Origin of the sequence: Dactylosporangium sp. NPDC049742 (assembly GCF_040674675.1) — a bacterium.
Classification (GTDB): domain Bacteria; phylum Actinomycetota; class Actinomycetes; order Mycobacteriales; family Micromonosporaceae; genus Dactylosporangium; species Dactylosporangium maewongense.
Map to the genome: position 1 here is coordinate 1 of NZ_JBFANF010000087.1, position 17,304 is coordinate 17,304.

Annotated in this window: 19 protein-coding genes; 12 read left to right on the forward strand and 7 right to left on the reverse strand. The window is 71.4% G+C overall.

The features are described from left to right. Window positions 1-32 precede the first annotated feature (32 nt). Window positions 33-1,073 carry a lysylphosphatidylglycerol synthase domain-containing protein gene (locus AB0J72_RS52955; protein ID WP_363414898.1) on the reverse strand — a complete coding sequence of 347 codons (1,041 nt, stop codon included), beginning with the start codon at window positions 1,071-1,073 and terminating at the stop codon, window positions 33-35. Between the two features lie 237 nt (window positions 1,074-1,310). Here AB0J72_RS52955 and AB0J72_RS52960 point away from each other — a divergent pair, with 237 nt between their 5' ends. The 4 genes from AB0J72_RS52960 to AB0J72_RS52975 all read left to right on the forward strand — a co-directional run bounded on the left by AB0J72_RS52960 (window position 1,311) and on the right by AB0J72_RS52975 (window position 4,150). Further along, on the forward strand, window positions 1,311-1,919 hold the full coding sequence (locus AB0J72_RS52960; protein ID WP_363414901.1) for a CBM35 domain-containing protein: 609 nt from the start codon (window positions 1,311-1,313) through the stop codon (window positions 1,917-1,919). Further along, a complete protein-coding gene (locus tag AB0J72_RS52965) occupies window positions 1,916-2,188 on the forward strand; it encodes a glycosyl hydrolase (protein ID WP_363414904.1) in 273 nt (90 codons plus the stop codon). The genes AB0J72_RS52960 and AB0J72_RS52965 overlap by 4 nt, the downstream gene beginning before the upstream one ends. A 187-nt stretch (window positions 2,189-2,375) precedes the next feature. Further along, window positions 2,376-3,185, forward strand: a complete 810-nt coding sequence (locus AB0J72_RS52970; protein ID WP_363414907.1) for an MEDS domain-containing protein — start codon at window positions 2,376-2,378, stop codon at window positions 3,183-3,185. After that, window positions 3,182-4,150, forward strand: a complete 969-nt coding sequence (locus AB0J72_RS52975) for an anti-sigma factor RsbA family regulatory protein (RefSeq protein WP_363414910.1) — start codon at window positions 3,182-3,184, stop codon at window positions 4,148-4,150. The genes AB0J72_RS52970 and AB0J72_RS52975 overlap by 4 nt, the downstream gene beginning before the upstream one ends. A gap of 73 nt (window positions 4,151-4,223) precedes the next feature. On the opposite strand, the gene AB0J72_RS52980 is transcribed toward AB0J72_RS52975, so the two are convergent. Beyond that, window positions 4,224-6,455, reverse strand: a complete 2,232-nt coding sequence (locus tag AB0J72_RS52980) for a glycoside hydrolase family 97 catalytic domain-containing protein (RefSeq protein WP_363414913.1) — start codon at window positions 6,453-6,455, stop codon at window positions 4,224-4,226. 317 nt (window positions 6,456-6,772) lie between these two features. Here AB0J72_RS52980 and AB0J72_RS52985 point away from each other — a divergent pair, with 317 nt between their 5' ends. The 6 genes from AB0J72_RS52985 to AB0J72_RS53010 all read left to right on the forward strand — a co-directional run bounded on the left by AB0J72_RS52985 (window position 6,773) and on the right by AB0J72_RS53010 (window position 12,268). Then, a complete protein-coding gene (locus AB0J72_RS52985) occupies window positions 6,773-8,077 on the forward strand; it encodes an ABC transporter substrate-binding protein (protein WP_363414916.1) in 1,305 nt (434 codons plus the stop codon). Continuing rightward, window positions 8,074-9,018, forward strand: coding sequence for a sugar ABC transporter permease (locus AB0J72_RS52990; RefSeq protein WP_363414919.1), 945 nt, complete (start codon window positions 8,074-8,076; stop codon window positions 9,016-9,018). Before AB0J72_RS52985 ends, AB0J72_RS52990 begins: the two co-directional genes overlap by 4 nt. After that, the gene (locus AB0J72_RS52995; protein ID WP_363414922.1) at window positions 9,015-9,875 is read left to right on the forward strand and encodes a carbohydrate ABC transporter permease; all 861 of its coding nucleotides are present in this window, start codon (window positions 9,015-9,017) and stop codon (window positions 9,873-9,875) included. The genes AB0J72_RS52990 and AB0J72_RS52995 overlap by 4 nt, the downstream gene beginning before the upstream one ends. 79 nt (window positions 9,876-9,954) lie before the next feature. Further along, window positions 9,955-10,968, forward strand: coding sequence for a LacI family DNA-binding transcriptional regulator (locus tag AB0J72_RS53000; protein ID WP_363414925.1), 1,014 nt, complete (start codon window positions 9,955-9,957; stop codon window positions 10,966-10,968). Window positions 10,969-11,028: 60 nt separating this feature from the next. Further along, complete coding sequence (locus AB0J72_RS53005; RefSeq protein ID WP_363414928.1) at window positions 11,029-11,814, forward strand: DeoR/GlpR family DNA-binding transcription regulator; 786 nt, start codon at window positions 11,029-11,031, stop codon at window positions 11,812-11,814. Between the two features lie 52 nt (window positions 11,815-11,866). Further along, window positions 11,867-12,268 carry a PPOX class F420-dependent oxidoreductase gene (locus AB0J72_RS53010; protein WP_363414931.1) on the forward strand — a complete coding sequence of 134 codons (402 nt, stop codon included), beginning with the start codon at window positions 11,867-11,869 and terminating at the stop codon, window positions 12,266-12,268. A gap of 21 nt (window positions 12,269-12,289) precedes the next feature. Here AB0J72_RS53010 and AB0J72_RS53015 read toward each other — a convergent pair whose 3' ends face one another. From AB0J72_RS53015 to AB0J72_RS53030, 4 genes are all read right to left on the reverse strand, one after another. After that, the gene (locus tag AB0J72_RS53015; RefSeq protein ID WP_363414934.1) at window positions 12,290-12,730 is read right to left on the reverse strand and encodes a VOC family protein; all 441 of its coding nucleotides are present in this window, start codon (window positions 12,728-12,730) and stop codon (window positions 12,290-12,292) included. 34 nt (window positions 12,731-12,764) lie between these two features. Further along, window positions 12,765-13,625, reverse strand: a complete 861-nt coding sequence (locus AB0J72_RS53020) for an SGNH/GDSL hydrolase family protein (RefSeq protein WP_363414937.1) — start codon at window positions 13,623-13,625, stop codon at window positions 12,765-12,767. Window positions 13,626-13,719: 94 nt separating this feature from the next. Next, entirely contained in the window at window positions 13,720-14,703 is a 984-nt protein-coding gene (locus AB0J72_RS53025; protein ID WP_363414940.1) for a LacI family DNA-binding transcriptional regulator, read from the reverse strand. A 68-nt stretch (window positions 14,704-14,771) separates the two neighbouring features. Next, window positions 14,772-15,050, reverse strand: coding sequence for a hypothetical protein (locus AB0J72_RS53030; protein ID WP_363414943.1), 279 nt, complete (start codon window positions 15,048-15,050; stop codon window positions 14,772-14,774). 515 nt (window positions 15,051-15,565) lie between these two features. Here AB0J72_RS53030 and AB0J72_RS53035 point away from each other — a divergent pair. After that, window positions 15,566-16,369 carry a class I SAM-dependent methyltransferase gene (locus AB0J72_RS53035; RefSeq protein WP_363414946.1) on the forward strand — a complete coding sequence of 268 codons (804 nt, stop codon included), beginning with the start codon at window positions 15,566-15,568 and terminating at the stop codon, window positions 16,367-16,369. Between the two features lie 433 nt (window positions 16,370-16,802). On the opposite strand, the gene AB0J72_RS53040 is transcribed toward AB0J72_RS53035, so the two are convergent. Continuing rightward, the gene (locus AB0J72_RS53040) at window positions 16,803-17,003 is read right to left on the reverse strand and encodes a hypothetical protein (protein ID WP_363414949.1); all 201 of its coding nucleotides are present in this window, start codon (window positions 17,001-17,003) and stop codon (window positions 16,803-16,805) included. Window positions 17,004-17,051: 48 nt separating this feature from the next. Here AB0J72_RS53040 and AB0J72_RS53045 point away from each other — a divergent pair, with 48 nt between their 5' ends. After that, a complete protein-coding gene (locus tag AB0J72_RS53045; RefSeq protein ID WP_363414952.1) occupies window positions 17,052-17,261 on the forward strand; it encodes a hypothetical protein in 210 nt (69 codons plus the stop codon). The last annotated feature ends 43 nt before the right edge of the window (window positions 17,262-17,304 follow it).

A 17,304-nucleotide genomic window follows, 5' to 3' on the forward strand; every position in this document is an offset into this window, starting at 1 on the left:
GCTGTGGGCCGCCGCGATCTGGCTGACGAACGTCATCGTGTTCGCCCTCTGGTTCTGGGAAGGCGACCGCGGAGGCCCGGCGGCTGCTGCCCGGTCGCGCTGAGGCCCACCACGACCGGCAGCCCGACGAGCGCGATGAGCCAGCAGGACAGCAGCCGGTAGGTCAGGACGGCGGCCGCCGCGGCCGCGGTGTCGCCGGCACCGGCGGCGACCAGCGACGCGAGCAGGCTCGCCTCGACCAGGCCGGCGCCGCCGGCGACGAGCGGGATCTGCCGGACGAGCTGCCCGGTCAGGTAGGCGCCGACGAGCGCCATCGTGCCGGTGTCGAGGCGGAACGCCTGGGCGACCGCGACGAAGCACGCCAGGTCGCACACCCTGCGCACGGCGGCCGCGCCGCCCGCGGTGAGCCAGCACCTGGCCGGCAGCGACCAGCAGGCCCGGGTCGTGTCCACGCCGAGGCGGACCAGGGTGTGGATCAGGGCCCGCCCGCCGCCGGCCTGACGGGCGTCGGCGGGCTCCGGCACGGCGCGCGGACCGGCGCCGCGGAGCCGGCGGCGGAGCACGACCGCGGCCGCGCCGAGCAGCGCCCCGGCGGCCGACACCACCAGGAGGCCGGTCGCGCTGGTGGACACGGCCACCGCGCACCAGGCGAGGTAGACGAGGACGATCGCCGCGCTCGCCTGGATGCTGGCCAGGACCGTGGTGGCGAGGGCGGCCGCGCTGGTCAGGCCGTGCGCGCGGAACTGGCGGACGGCGAACGCGGTCGACACCGGGCCCCCGGCCGGCATCGCCGTGGACAGGGCGGTGCGGGCCAGCGACACGCCCACCGCCCGGCCGGTCGACATCGCGCCGCCGTAGGCGGCCAGGAGGTGGCGCTGCTGCACCGCGTACATGAGCACCGAACCGGCCTGGACCAGCAGCGCCGGCACGAGCCACCACCACTGCGCCGCCAGCAGCGACCGCAGCACGGTGCCCGGAGCGGGCAGGGACCCGCGCAGCAGCACGAACGCCACCGCCGCCGCGGCCACGGTGAGGGCGACCCCCAGCCAACGCCGCCACTCCCGCAGCCACATGCGCGTACAGTGCGCCGGCGAGATGAGGGCCGGTTGAACGCGACGAGTCGCGTCGACATCAAGGCCGCAGCCACCCGCTGTCGCCACGGCCGGAATGTATCGATCCCCGCAACTTTCACGCGATCCGTGCGGCGGTTCGAACCATCCTTCCGCCCACCTTGACCGTCCGGAAAACTCACCCATACGGTTCGACCCCGATCGATTCTGCTCGGTGGTGTCGGATCTCGGGAGCGTTCTGTGCGGCCTCATATCTCGATCGTGCTCGCCGCGGCCCTCGTGCTGCCCACCGTCGCCGTCGCCGGCCCGCCCGCCTCGGCGGCCACCGCGTCGACCACCTATGAGGCGGAAGGCGGCACCCTGCAGGGTGTCACCGTCGCCGACACCGTGCCGGGGTTCTCCGGCACCGGATACGTGGCCGGCTTCGACGACCCGGCCGACACCGTGACCATCGCCGTGCCCGGCGGGTCGGGCGGGCTGTTCGACCTGAGCGTGCGGTACCGGTCGCCGTTCGGCGACAAGCAGACCCGCCTGCTGCTCAACAGCGCGCCGGCCGGCGACCTGCTGCTGCCGGGCACCGAGACCTTCGCCGAGGTCGGCGCGGGCCGGGTCCAGGTCGGCGCGGGCCGGGTCCTGCTCGGCGCGGGCGACAACACCGTCGCGCCGCAGAGCAACTGGGGCTGGTACGAGATCGACGCCATCCGGGTCGCCCCGGCCCCGCCGCCACCGCCGCACCAGGTGACCGGGGCGCTCACGGACCGCCGGGCCACCCCCGAGGCGCGGTCGCTGATGGCGTACCTCACCGGGCACTACGGCCGGGACCGCAGGCCGGCGACCACGGGCCGGTGAGCGCGGTCTACGACCGGCTGCGCGGCCTCGGCGGCGGCCGCAAGCTCGTCGCACTGGGCGAGGTCGGCTCGATCCCCGACCCGGCGCTGACGCGGGCCTACCACGCCGACTGGAACTACTTCGTCACGTGGGGCGGCGGCTTCCTCACCGACGGCCAGGCCAACTCCCTGGAGTTCCTGCGCCGCGCGTACGCGGACCCGCACGTCATCACCCTCGACGAGGTCGGCGACTTCAAGCACCACGCCTGCCCCCACCACGCCCGCCCGTGAGCCATCCGCCACCAGGCCGTCGCCGGCAGGTCGCCGCGGGACGGCGGGCAGGTCACCCGGTGGGACGACAGCGGCACCGCCCGATCACCTGTGGCGCCTCGGCCGAAGGTGCCGGTCGCTCATCGCCGGCGAGCGCGTCACTGATCAGCGGCTATGCTTCGGGAATGAGACCTGGGCGGCGCACCCGGTGACGGCGGTGGCGGCGGCGAAGCACTCCTGCTGGTCGTATGAGGACCGGCGGCAGTTCGAGACGTCCGCCAGGACGTTCCTCGCCGAGGGTCTCGCCGCCGGTGAGCGGATCTGGTACGCGCGGGCCGACGGCCCGGGTGGGCTGGGCGGCTGGCTGGACGAGGCGGCGCGGGCGCACCCCGGCGCGGTCCGGTTCGTGCCGCTGGAGGAGACGTACCAGGTCGGGCAGCCGCTGGACCCGCCGGCGCAGGTCGGCACCTTCACGGTCGCGTCGGCCACCGCGGTCGCCGACGGCTTCGCCGGGCTGCGGGTCGTCGCCGAGTGCACGCCGCTCGTCGCCGCCCCCGGCCTGCTGTCGGTGTTCGCCGCCTACGAGGCGCTCGTCGACCGCTTCATCGCGACCGCCCCGGTGCACGCGGTGTGCGGGTTCGACCGCGGCGTCCTCGGCGACCGGGCGATCGCCGAGCTGGCCTGCCTCCACCCGGCGAGCAACGCCGGCGGCGTGTTCTTCACGCTGCGGGCCGGACCGCCCGACGGGCCGGCCGCGATCCTCGCCGGCGAGCTCGACGTGGCCGCCGAGGAGCTGTTCCCGGCCGCCCTGGCCCACGTCCGGCCCGAGCCGACCGGCGGGACCATCGTCTTCGACGCCGCCGGCCTGCGGTTCATCGACCACCGCGCGCTGCTGCAGCTGCACCGGTATGCGGAGGCCGCCGACGCCGACGCGGTCCTGCGCACGTCGCTGGGCACCGTCACCGAGCTCGCCGCCATGGTCGGCGCGGGCCGCGTGCGGGTGGAGCGGGTCCAGTGAGGACCGGCGCGGCGGCCGGGCACTCCGGGTACTTCCACGAGGCGATCCGCTACGACTCCGACGAGCACCTCCTGGCGGTCGTGCTGCCGTTCCTGCTCGGGGGTGTCACCGCCGGCGAGCCGACCATGGTCGCCTTCGGCGAGCGCAACGCCGAGCTGGTCCGCGCCGCACTGCCGGCCGGGTGCCCGGTGACGTTCCTCGAGGGCGGCGACGTCTACGCCCGGCCGGTCGGGGCCATCCGCTCCTACCGCAACCTCCTCGCCGAGCACGTCGGCGCCGGCGCCGGCCAGATCCGCATCGTCGGCGAGCTGTCCGCGGCGCAGTTCGGTGCCACCTGGGACGCGTGGGCGCGGTACGAGTCGGCGATCAACCACGCCTACGACGAGTTCCCGCTGTGGAGCATGTGCGCCTACGACGAGCGCACCACCCCGCCGGCCGTCCTCGCCGACGTCGCCCGCACCCACCCGCGCACCGCGCTGCCGCACGACCGGCACGTGCCGAGCCCGCAGTACGTCTCCCCGGAGGAGTTCCTGCTCCAGGACCGGCCGGCCGTCACCGACCCGATCGAGCACGCGCCGCCGGTCGCGGACCTGCTCGACCCGCGGCCCCTGGAGGCGCGGGCCGCGGTCCGCACCGCCGCCGCCTCGGCCGGCGACGGCCTTACCGGCCGGCCGGTCGATGAGCTGGTGCTGTCGGTCAGCGAGATCGTCACCAACGCGTACGTGCACGGCCTGCCGCCGGTCCGGATGCGGATCTGGGCGGGCCGGGGCCGCATGGTCGTCTCGGTGGAGGACGGCGGGTCCGGCCCCAGGAACCCGTTCGCCGGCCTGCTGCCGACGAGCAGCACCACGTCGGCCGGGCTCGGGCTGTGGATCGCCCACCAGTCGTGCAGCCACATCACGCTCCACCGGGCCGCGACCGGCTACACGGTCCGCATGACCGCCGGCCCGCCGTACACCGGCTGAGCCGGCCGGCCGACGGGCCCGCGGCGATCCCGGCCGGGCCGGTGGTGGCCCGGCCGGGGTCGGGACGGGGAGGTCAGCTCCTCGTCCACTGCTGGTTGGTGCCGCCGCTGCACGGCCAGATGATCAGTTTGGTGCCGTTGGCGGTGCCGTTGTCGTACGCGTCGAGGCACTTGCCGGAGCCGGTGCCGACGATGGTGCCGTTGCTGTTGAGCGTCCACTGCTGGTTGGTGCCGCCGTTGCAGTCCCAGATCTGCACGGCCGCCCCGTCGTCGGTCGACGCGCCCACCACGTCCAGGCACTTGGTCCCGTACACCTGCAGCTGCCGCGAACCCGTCGCCACCCACCGCTGGTTGGCGCCGCCGTTGCAGTCCCACAGCGCGACGGGGGTGCCGCTGGTGGTGGTGTTGTTGGGCACGTCGACGCAGCGTCCGGACTGCACGCCGCGGATGACGGAGCCGCTGAGCGGGGTCCCGCAGGTGGTCATGCCGGCGGTGTACGGGCAGACCACCGACGCGAACCCGCCCCGCTCCAGCAGCGGCACCGACAGGGTGTCGGCGCTGGAGACGGTCCGGGTCTCGCGCAGCAGGTTGCCGCCGTTGTCCCGCACGGTCTCCAGGAACCACTGGCCGGCGCCGAGGAAGTTCAGCGGCGTCTGGTACGTCTTCGCGGCGATGGCGGAGATGCCGCCGAGGTACCACGTGCCGCCGTTGCGCCGGGCGAAGTACGCCTCCTGGCCAGGGCGGCCGCCGAGCAGGCGGGTCTCGTCCCAGGCGGTCGGGATCTGGTTGAGGATGCGCATCGCCTCGGGCTGCGACTCGTAGCTCTCCGGGTTGTCGCCGAGGTGCTGCCAGCCGGACTCGAAGACGATCGCGGTGGCGAGCTCGTGCGCCCGGGTGGTGTCGCGGTTGTACGGGCTGAAGATGACCGGGGTGTAGTCCATGCTGCTGATCGCGTTGCGGGTGAAGGGCAGGATCGTGTTCTTCTGGGCTCGCAGGTACTGCTCGGCGCCGTGCACGGCCTCGGCGGTCATGACGTGCGGCCAGGTGCGCTGCATGCCGCGCGGGGTCGCCGACCCGTGGAAGTTGATCATCAGCTGGAGCTCGGCGGTGCGGGCCAGGATCGCGTCGTACCACTGCAGGGTCGGCTGGGTGAACTCGTAGGAGAAGTCGACCTTGACACCGGCGACGCCCCAGCTCTTGATCTGCGGCAGCCACTGCTCGCGCTGCGCGGCGGTCCACAGCTGGTTGGAGTTGAACCACAGGATGACCTGCACGCCGCGGTCCCTGGCGTACTGCGTGACGCTCGGCGCCCAGCTGGACTGCCAGCCCTCGTCGATGAGGACGTAGCCCCAGCCGTTGCGGGCGGCGAAGTCGATGTACTGCCGCTGCCGGTTCTGGTCCGACGGGCTGGAGTGCTCGGTCAGCCAGGACCAGGTGACGGTGTCGGGCTTGACCCAGGAGGTGTTGCTGACCCGCGACGGCGCGGACAGGTCGTCGACGATGGTCGAGGTGGTCACGGAGTTCAGCGACCCGACGGCGGCGGTGCGCCACGGCGTGGAGAACGGCCGGTTGGCGGTGATCGAGCCGCTGTCGAGGATCGCGGTGAACGTGCCGGAGCCGTTCTGGTGCTGCAGGCTCATCGCGGCGTACCGGCCGTCGAGGTCGGCCTCGGCGACGAGCGCGAACGTGCCGGCGACATCGAACAGCGCGGGGTTGCGGAAGGTTCCGGTGGCCGCGGCGCCGGCCGTCGCCTGCACCGGGTAACCCTGGTCCTCGCGGTGCGACGGGAGCAGCCAGCTGTTGGTGTTGGTCGGCACCGACCAGGACGTGGCCTCCCGCTGGATGGTCACCGACCCGGAGCCGGGCAGCACGTACCGGTAGGCCGCGCCGGTGTCGGAGGCCCGGACCACCACGTCGAGCCGGGCACCGCCGGCGCCGGTGAACGACAGCGTCGACTCCGAGTAGGTCGTCGACCGGTTGCGCTGCTTGCCGGTGGTCATCGAGTAGGCCTCGGTGACGGTCCGGTTCGTGCGGGTCGTGAAGGTCAGGCCCTTCGTCAGGTCGGCGGCGCCGGTCACGATGCCGATCGCCGACGGGGACAGGATCGTGCGGCCCTGGTTGGCCACGGAGAAGCTCAGGGTCCCGTTGTCGTTGAGCGTGACCTGGGCCGACGTCGGGGAGCCGGCGGACGGTCCGGTGACCGTCCAGCTGGTGGCGGCCGCCGCGGGCTTCGTCGCGAACGCGATGCCGGCGGTCAGCACCGCGAGCACGAGCGTGCCGCGGAGCAGGGACTTGTGATGTCGCATGGGGGTCGTCCTCCGGAAGGGGTTGGCGGAACCTCGGACGGGGGCGAGCTGTCGTCACTGCAGATGTCAACGTTGTCAACCATGGCGGCGTTGACTTACGTTGATACATGCGCGACTCTGCGGACATTGAACATCTTGATCATGATGGTGTCAAGGATCGGCTTTGCCACGCAAAATTCGTCGAAGCCGATCTTCGCCGACCGCTTGACAACGATGACATGTTGTCGATTTGCTGTGGTGACTTTTGAGTCTCCGAGTTGGAACTTGTTGAATGCCCGTCTCAGGTTTCAACACCCCCTCACCCCTGGAGAAGTCCCATGACCGACTTCCGGCTGTCCCGCCGTGCCGCCCTGCGGGGCCTCGCCGCGGCACCCGCGTTCTTCGGCGCCTCCACGCTGCTGTCCGCCTGCGGCGACGACGCGGACGCGCCCGCCGCCACCGGCTCCGCCACGGACCCGATCACGTTCGGGTCCAACTACTCCGACGACGCCACCAAGCAGGCGTTCGCCGCGCTGATGTCCGCGGCGACGGCCGCGACGAAGGTGCCGATCACGGTCAACACCACCGACCACAACACGTTCCAGAACAACATCAGCAGCTACCTGCAGGGCACGCCGGACTCCCTGGCCACCTGGTTCGCCGGCTACCGGCTGCAGTTCTTCGCCGCGCAGGGCCTGCTCACCCCGATCGACGACGTGTGGGAGAAGATCGGCGGCAACTTCAACGACGCCGCCCGCAACCTGTCCAAGGGCATTGACGGCAAGCACTACCTCGTGCCGCTGTACAACTACCCGTGGGTCGTCTTCTACAACAAGAGCGTCTTCGCCGCGAAGGGCTACCAGGTCCCCGCGACCTGGGACGACTTCATCAACCTGTGCAAGAAGATGAAGACCGACGGGCTGATCCCGCTCGCGTTCGCGGAGAAGGACGGCTGGCCGGCGCTGGGCACGTTCGACATCATCAACCTGCGCGTCAACGGCTACGACTTCCACATGCGGCTCATGAAGCACGAGGTGCCGTGGACCGACCCGGGCGTCACCGCCGTGTTCGACAAGTGGCGGGAGCTGATGCCGTACCTGCAGAACGGCGCCAACGGCCGGACCTGGCAGGACGCGGCCAAGACCCTGGAGAACAAGCAGGCCGGGATGATGTTCCAGGGCTCCAACCAGGTCGCCGCGAACTACGCCCCCGCGAACCTCGCCGACCTGGACTTCTTCCCCTACCCGGCGATCAACCCCGAGCACGGCCAGTACTACATGGACGCCCCGACCGACGGCTTCATGCTGCCGAAGAAGGGCAAGAACACGGCGGCGGCCAAGGCAGTCCTGGAGTACATCGGCACCGCCGCCGCCGAGACCAAGTTCCTGGAGACCGACCACTGGGACGTCGGGCTCGCCAACGGTCTCGTCGCGCCGACCTACAACGAGATCCAGAAGAAGTCCGTCGCCGAGATCGCCAAGTGCAAGAACGTGTCCCAGTTCATGGACCGCGACACCGTGCCCGACATGGCCACCGCCGTCATCAAGCTCATCCAGACCTTTGTGGACAGTCCGACCGCTGAGACGATCGCGTCGATCCAGAAGAGCGCCGAGGACCAGGCCAAGACGATCTTCACCAAGTGAACGCGTTCGCCCGCCGCGACGGCTTCGTCGTCGCGGCGATGCTCGGCATCCCGCTGCTGATCGACGTCGTCTTCATCTGGGGCCCGGCGCTCGCCTCGGTCGGGCTGTCGTTCACGAAGTGGACCGGCGTCGGCGGGGTGCGGCTGCAGTCCTGCGACTCGCTGCCGTCCGTGCCCGGCATCCCGCAGCCCGGCTGCCTCAACGGCGTCCGCAACTACGAGCAGGCGTTCACCACCTACCCCGACTTCTGGCCCGCCGTGCAGCACAACATCATCTGGCTGCTCGTCTTCGCATGCTTCGCCACCCCACTGGGCATGCTCTTCGCCGTCGTCATCGACCGCGGCATCCGCGGCTCCCGCATCTACCAGAGCATCCTGTTCCTGCCCGTGATGCTCTCCCTCGCCCTCATCGGCATCATCTGGGAACTCATCTACTCACCCAACTTCGGCCTGGTGAACTCGCTGCTGCACCGCACCGGCGACGACAACCTCATCGACTGGCTCGGCGACCCGTCCCTCAACCTCTGGGCCCTGCTCGTCGAAGCGAGCTGGCGGCAGGCCGGCTACGTCATGATCCTCTACCTCGCCGGGCTGAAAGCCGTCGATCCAGCCCTACGTGAGGCCGCCCTCGTCGACGGCGCGTCAGCCTGGCAGACGTTCTGGCGCGTCGTCTTCCCCGCCATGCGCCCCATCAACATCGTCGTCATGGTCGTCACGGTGATCGAGTCCCTGCGCGCCTTCGACCTCGTCTACATCACCTCCGGCGGCAACCCCTTGAAGGGCCTCGAACTGCTGTCCGTCGCCGTCACCCAGAACATCGTCGGCGAGACCCAACGCATCGGCTTCGGCTCCACGCTCGGCGTCATCCTGCTCGTCATCTCCCTGATCCCGATCACGATCTTTCTCCACCAGGCGTTCCGCCGTGAGGAGTCCCCGCGATGAAGCCCTCCCGGCTCGGTAGCGTCGCCGCGCAGGCGTTCATGCTCGTCATGCTGGCGCTCTGGGTGACGCCGGTGCTGTTCGCGCTGTACATCGCGCTCCGCCCGATCGCGGAGACCAACGAGCACGGCTACGTGTCCCTGCCCCGCAGCCTGACCCTGGCCAACTTCCAGGCCGCGTGGAACCAGTCCGACATGTGGCACTTCTTCCTCAACTCGCTGATCATCACGGTGCCGGCGGTGCTGCTCACGCTCCTGCTGGCCGCCTCGTTCGCCTACGTGGTGTCGAGACTGCTCTTCCGGTTCAACATCCCCCTCCTCATCCTGTTCACCGCCGGCAACCTGCTGCCGCAGCAGGTCATCATCACGCCCCTGTTCCGCCTGTACCTCGCCATCCCGCTCCCCCACTGGGTCAGCGAGAGCGGCCTCATGTACAACTCGTACCTCGGACTCATCGCCATCAACGTCGCCTTCCAGCTCGGCTTCTGCGTCTTCGTCCTCAGCAACTACATGCGGACGCTGCCGAAGGAGCTCGACGAGGCCGCGGTCGTCGACGGCGCGACCGTGTGGACCCGGTTCTGGCGGCTCACCCTGCCGCTGTGCCGGCCTGCCCTCGCGGCCCTCGCCACGCTGCTCACCACCTGGATCTACAACGACTTCTTCTGGGCCATCACGCTCATCTCCACCGGCGACAAGCGCCCGGTGACCTCGGCCCTGGCCAACCTCCAGGGCCAGTTCGTCGCCAACCAGAACATGATCGCGGCGGCCGCGCTGATCGCCGCGATCCCGACCCTCATCGTGTACGTCGCACTGCAGAAACAGTTCATCGCCGGGCTGGCGCTCGGCTCGACCAAGGGCTGAAAGGCTTGTCCCGTGACCGAGGTCCCGATGCCGGTGGATCCCCGCTGCCCACCGCAGGTGCGCTGGCATGCTCGGCGCCATGACGGAGGACGCCGCTCGGTCCGGGCGCCCCGGTCTGGTGGAGGTCGCGGCGCTCTCGGGTGTGTCGATCAAGACCGCATCGAGAGCGCTGAACGGCGAGAGCCACGTCGCGCACGAGACCCGCGAGCGGGTGCTGCGGGCCGCCGGCGAGCTGGGGTACCGGCCCAACGGCATGGCCAGGGAGCTGCGCCGCGGCGGCAACACCTCGACGCTGATCGGGATGCTCGCCGGCGACCTGGGCAACCCGTTCCACTCCCAGCTCGCCGGCGGGCTGGAGCGCGAGGTCCGGGCGCACGGCCTGCAGCTGGTCACCGTCAACATCGACGAGAACTCGCAGTCCGAGCACCAGCTCACCGAGGCGCTGCTGGAGCGGCGCGTCCGGGCGCTGGTGCTCGCCTCCACCCTGCCCACGCACGACCATCTGGCGCTCGAGCGCCGCCACGGCACGCCGTTCATCTTCGTCGACCGCCCGCCCGTCGGCCTGTCCGCGGACGCGGTCCTGCTGGACAACCGCGACGGCGCCCGGCAGGCGGCGGCGCACCTGCTGAAGCTCGGGCACACCCGCATCGGCATCGTGGGCGACCGGTCCCGGCTCAGCACCCACCAGGAGCGCGTCACCGCGTTCGGTGCGGCGCTGGCGGCGGCCGGCGTCCCGGACTGGCGCGAGCACCTGGTCGAGGGCGCCCACGACGTGGACACCGCGCAGCATGCCGTGACCGCGCTGCTGCGGCGCGACCGGCCGCCGACCGCCCTCTTCACCACGAACAACCGCATCACCACCGGCGCGCTGCGCGCCCTGCACGGGCACCCGTCGCCGCCGGCGCTCGTCGGCTTCGACGAGCTGGACATGGGCGACATCCTCGGCGTCACGGTCATCGCCCACGACGCGGAGAACATGGGCCGGCAGACCGCGCGGCTGCTGCTGGAGCGTCTCGACGGCTACACCGGCCCGCCGCGGTGGGTCATCCTGCCGACCCGGCTGATCGCCCGCGGCACCACCCTGCACCGCTAGTCCTACCTTCCACCCGATCCTGACAACGTTGCCACACCTCGGACCCTGGGGGTCGCATCGATGCTGGCCTCGACACGGCAACTCGCCATCCTGGAAATCGTCAACCGCGACGGCGGCGCGCAGCTGCGCCGCCTCGCCGACCTCTTCGGCGTCTCCACCGGCACGATCCGCCGCGACCTCACGATGCTCGACGCGTCCGGCCTCGTCGCCCGCGTCCACGGCGGCGCCGTCCGCCGCCCGGCGGCCGGGCACGGCCAGAAGCCGCTCCGCTCGGCCGTGATGGCGCGGCAGTTCGCCCGGGCCGCGATCGCCGCCGACGCGGCCAGGATGGTGGCGCCCGGCACCACCGTCGCGCTGCCGGCCGGGCCCATCTCGGCGCTGCTCGCCCACCACCTGGCGACGGTGCCGGACCTGACGGTGGTGACCTACTCGCTGCCGGTCGCCCAGGCGTTCCAGGAGCACCAGCGCCCTGACCAGACCCTGGTCCTCACCGGCGGCGTGGTCACCGGCACGCAGGGGCTGACCGGCCCGCTCGCCGCCAGGACGCTGCACGCGTTTCACCTCGACACGGCGTTCATCGAGCTCGACGGCACCGACGACGCCGGCGTCCCGGCCAACGTCGACGGGGAGACCGCCGAGCTCAACCGCGCCGTCCTGCCCGTCACCGACCGGGTCGTCTGCTTCGCGGACCACACCGCGTGGCACCGGCGGGGCGAGCACCAGGTCATGCCCGCCGGGGCGCTGCTGCTCGTCGACGCCCGGGTCCGCTCGGAGCTCCGCGACGACCTCACCCTCGCCGGCGTCCACCCCGTCATCGCCCACGGCCGGCGACTGAGCCCCACCTGATCCCCGCCGCGGCGACGCGCATCACCCGGTCCTCTCCGGGTACCCGAAGAGGATGACCCAGGCCTCCACGACGGCGTCGCTCGGCGCGCAGCGCTTCGTCTCGCTCACCACGTTCAGGAAGGACGGCGCCCCGGTCGCCACGCCTGTGTGGATCACCCCGGACGGCGACGCCCTCGTCGTGACCACCCTCGCCGCCAGTTACAAGGTGAAGCGCCTGCGCCGCGACCACCGCGTGCGGCTGGTCCCCTGCACCCGCACCGGCAAGGTCCACGCCAGCACCCCGCAGGTCGAGGGCACCGCCGAGATCGTCACCGACCCGCGCGAGACCGCCCGCCTGACGGGCCTGGTCCGGCGCAAGTACGGCCTCGAGTACCGCCTGGTGATGCTCGTCGAACGGCTCGCCACCCTCGGCCGGCGGGACCGGGTCATGCTGCGGATCACCCTGCGGGGCTGATGCGGCTCAGCCCAGATCAGCTCAGTTCAGCTCCTCGGCCAGCGCCAGGATGATGCCGCTCGGGCCGCGGAGGTAGCACAGCAGGTAGGCGTCCTCGTAGCGGGTCACCTCGCCGACGAGCTCCGCGCCGTGCGGGCGGAGGCGGGCGAGGGTGTCCTCGATGTCGTCGACGGCGAACATGACGCGGTGCAGGCCCAGCGTGTTCGACGGGGTGACCGCCGGCTCGGGGACGATCGACTTCGGGCTGTGGTACGTCGCCAGCTCGAGCCGGCCCGGGGCGCCCGGGACCCGCATCATCGCGATCTCGCTCCGCATGCCGTCGAGCCCGACGACCTTCCCCGCCCAGCTGCCTTCGATCGGCATCCTCCCCTCCAGCTCCATGCCGAGCTCGATGAAGAACGCGACGGCGGCGTCGAGGTCGTCGACGACGATGCCGACGTTGTCCATGCGCTTGATCGTCATGCTGCCGAGCATATGGGCAACGACGGGGGCACGCTCAGGCGAGGCGGGTCGTGACGGCGGTGGCCATCGCCTGCTCGCCGGCGGCGTTGGGGTGGAACGGGGCGGCGGCGTTCTCCGGGACGACCCCCTCCACCCAGCGGACGCTCTTGGAGCGGCAGACGTCATGGCCGACCGACGGCGTGTAGGTGTCGGCGTATTCGGCGCCGTTCGACGCGGCGGTCTGGGCGAGCATCGCGTTGAGCGACTTCGCCACCGTGCGCAGGTACGGCACGTCACCGAACGCGAACGGCACCACCGGCCAGCAGCCGTAGCCGCGGTCCGGCACGATCGCGGGGTAGCCGACGACGACGATGCGGGCGGCGGGCGCGGCGGCGCGCACGGCCTGGATGACGGCCGTGACCTTCGGGGCCGTGGCGGCGATCCGGGCCTGGAGCTGGTCGGTGCCGCCGGCGGTGTACCGGTCGCGGCAGGGCGTGCCGAAGGGGTCGCCGACGCCGTCCTGGGCGCACGCCGTCACGATGCCGGTGAAGCCGATGTCGTTGCCGCCGATGCCGATCGTGACCAGCGCCGTCGCGGCGGTGACGGCGGAGATCTGGGCGGGGACGGGCAGGCCGAGGGTGCCCTTGCCGGGGTTGAGGATGTCGGCGGTGGTGGCGCCCCCGCAGCTGGCGTCGACGAGCGCGGCCGAGCCGATCGCGCGGGCGACCAGGGACGGGTAGTTGCGGTTGGAGCGGACGCAGTTGAGGTCGACCTGGTCCGGGATCAGCGGCCCGGAGGTGTACGAGTCCCCGAGCGCCACGTACCGCCCGGTGGGCGCGGCGGCGTGGGCGGGGCCCGGGGTGCTCAGCACCAACCCGGATGTCAGCAGCGCGGTGGCGAGCAGGGCCAGTCTCATGGCGGTCCCCCTGGCGGAAGGGATGGCGCGGGGACCGAATTCTGCCAGCGACAACGACATCGGTCAATGGCTGACGCTGGTTGTGAGAACGTTTTCAGGCGCCCGGCCGGCACGGGCCGGTCGACTGGCGGATGATCAGCCGCGACGGCACCGTGCCGCGGATCGGCGCGGTGCCGTCGAGCACCCGCAGGAGGAGGTCGACGCCGGCCCGGCCGAGCGACTCCTTCGGCTGCGCGAGCGTGGTCAGCGACGGGCTCACCATCCCGGCGAAGGCGATGTCGTCGCACCCGACCACGCTGACGTCGGCGGGCACCGCGACCCCCAGCGCCCGGAACCGGTTGAGCAGCCCGAGCGCGATCAGGTCGTTGTAGGCGATCACGGCCGTCACGCCCGCGGCCAGGACCAGGTCCCCCGCGTCGACCCCGGCGTCGAACGTCGGCGCGGCCGAGCGCAGCTCGACGAGGTCCAGCCCGGCCGCCGACGCGCCGATCCGCAGGCACCGCAGCCGTTCCCGGTCGGACCACGACGTGCGGGGCCCGGCCAGGTACGCGACCCGCCGGTGCCCGAGCTCGCGCAGGTGGGCGGTCACCAGCCGGCTGCTCTCGAGGTTGTCGATCGTCACCGACGGCACGCCGCGCGCCCGGCGGTTGAGCAGCACCACGGGCGTGTCGCCGGCGACCGAACCGAGGTCCGCCTCGCTCATCCGCGGCGCGCACAGCACGATCCCGTCGACATGCTCGCGCAGCGCCCGGACCAGGCCGGCCTCGGCGTCCGGGTCCTCGTCGGACTCCATCAGCAGGACCGACAGGTCGGCGGCGCTCGCGCCGGCCTGCACGCCCTTGACGACGCCGGGGAAGAACGGGTTCGTCAGGTCCGTGACGAGCAGGCCGACGTTGCCGGTGCGGCCGGTGATCAGCCCGCGGGCGGCGCGGTTGGGCCGGTAGCCGAGGTCGGCTACGGCCTGCCGGACGCGCTCCCGGGTCGCCGCGCTGACCAGGTCCGGCACGGACAGCGCCCGGCTCACGGTCGACGCGGACACCCCCACCGCCCGGGCCACGTCGTAGATCGTCGCCGGCATCGGTCCCCCTCCGAATGTCAACGTTGTCACGCAGTCTCTGGTCCACTGCGATCGATGTCAAGCCACGATCAGCCGGTGGCCGCCAGGTACGCGTGCACCGCCGAGACCACCACCGAGCCCTCGCCGACGGCGGAGGCGACCCGCTTGACCGACCCGGCCCGGACGTCGCCGACGGCGAACAGCCCCGGCACCGAGGTCTCGAACGCGCCGCGGGTCACCACGACGTCGCGGCCCAGGCAGGCGCGCGCGTCGATCTCCGTGGCCGCGTACGAGACGCCGCGCCCCTCGAGGTCGGCGACGCCGGGGACGGTCAGCCGCCGGTACCGGACCCCGCTGGCGACCACCACGGCGGGCGGCCACGTCGGTGTCGTCGTCGAGCCTGACCCGGAACCCGTCCGGGTCACGGGTCAGGCCGGTGACGGAGCGGGGCGAGACGAGCCGCGCCCCGAACTTGACGGCCTGGAGCATCGCCGAGCGGGCCAGCTCGGCGCCCGCGATCCCCCGCGGGAAGCCCAGGTAGTTCTCGATCCGCGACGAGGTGCCGGCCTGCCCGCCGGGGGCGACGTCCTCGACGACCACGACGTCGAGGCCTTCGGAGGCGCCGTAGACGGCGGCGGCCAGACCGGCACCGACGACCAGCAGGTCGCACCGCGCCCCCTCGGGCAGCCCGCACAGGTCGAGCCCGACGGCCGTGGCCAGGTCGCGGGGGCTCGGGTCGGTCAGGACCCGCCCTTCCTTGTAACAGGCACGTTATTGCGAATTTCCGGTAACGATCGGTGGGCGAGCGAGCGGCAGCACCCTGCCGTGCCTGGCATCGGGAATTGGGTGCCTGCCGTAGGAGCTGCGCTCGTACTCTCTGTTGGTGAGCGATAGCAATGACTACGTGAGGTTGCGAGAGACCTTCAACGAGGACGCTGCCCGGTATGACCGCGCCCGCCCTCGGTACCCGGTGCAGATGTTTGATGATCTCGCTGCGGGCGGGGTAGTGCCTGGGGCAAGAGTGCTGGAGATCGGCTGTGGCACTGGGCAGGCGACCGTGCCGTTGGCCGAGCGGGGCTACCGCATCGTGGCTGTCGAGTTGGGCACGGACATGGCGGCTGTGGCTCGGCGAAATCTTGCCGCGTTCGACGCGGTGGAGGTCGTTACGGCGGCGTTCGAGGAGTGGCCGTTGCCCGGTGAACCGTTCGACGTGGTGTTCTCCGCTACCGCGTTTCACTGGATCGACCCCGCGGTGCGGGTGTCGAAGTCTGCTGACGCTTTGCGTCTCGGTGGCCTGCTGGCCACCGTGGGAACCCACCACATCGCTGGCGGCAGCTGGACCGAGGCATTCTTCGTTGAGACCCAGAAGTGCTACGAGCGCTTCGATCCGTCGACCCCACCGGGCCTGCGTCTTGAGACGGCTCGTGACATCGTCGAAGACGATCGGGAGCTCACCTCGTCTGGGCGATTCGGGCCTGCGAAGTTCTACCGATACGAGTGGGAGCTGCCGTACTCGACAGCTGACTACCTGGATCTGCTGTTGACCTACTCCGGACACCGTGCCTTGCCGGACGTGCAGCGGAGCGCGCTGCTGAACTCCATCGCGCGGCTGATCGATGTGGACTACGGGGGTCAAATTGTCAAGCGCTACCTGACTGAGCTGAGGATCGCCCAACGAGTCCGGTGAATCGCTTCGACCAGTGGCGGTTGGATTCAGCAGAGCGCCCGTGTCCCCGCTGGGGAGCTGATTGAAGGGCAACATTGGCACCCCGTGCAGGTCGGCCGCACGGGGCGTCCGAGATTCTGTGCGCAGCGCTCCCCTCACGGAGGGCCCTCCCGGAGGCTGGCGCGCAGGGCGGTGAGCGGAATGAAGGCCGTGCCGTTGCCGAGTTCGTTCGGTGTTGGGCCGGATGGAGTTGCGACGTCGGCGAGTCGGTTGGCGAGGGCGGTCAGGGCCTCTCGGTCGCCTTCGAGTGCGGCGCGTTCGTCGTCGGTGAGGACCTGGATGGTGCGACGTTGCGGGTGAAGTAGTCGGCCTTGCGGTAGGCGGCGCTCAGGGTGCGTTGCAGGATTTCGCCGTAGTAGCGGGTGCTGGCGGCGTGTTTGTGACCAAGCCATTGCTACAGGTCGGCGAGGGTGAGCGGTTTGGTGAACGGGCCGGAGGTCTTGTTCGCCGGGACCCGCAGCAGGCAGCTGGTGAACTGTTCGCCGGTGTCCGGGTCGGTGCCGGCGTCCCAGACGATGCAGTCGAGTTCGAGGCGGTGGATCTCGTCGATACGACAGCCGGCGAACAGCCAGACGCCGACCAGGGCGCGCAGCATCTCGATGGGGTCGGGTTGTCGGACAGCACCGCGAACACCGTTTCCTCGGTGACGTCGCGAAGCCGGGGGCTGCCGCTGGTCAGCAGCAGGTCGACGACGGTGTTGACGATCTGCCCGGGAAACGCCTGCGACGCCTCCCAGGCCGCCAGCGTGGTGCGCACCTCGTCGATCGCGGCCTGCGCGACGCCGACGCCGAAGACCAGATCGGCGAGCTGGCGCAGCTCGACCGCGTTGGCGTGGTGGTGCAGGCGGCGGTGATGCCCGAGCAGCTGGCCGAGGGCAATTGCCGGGAGGCTGAAGT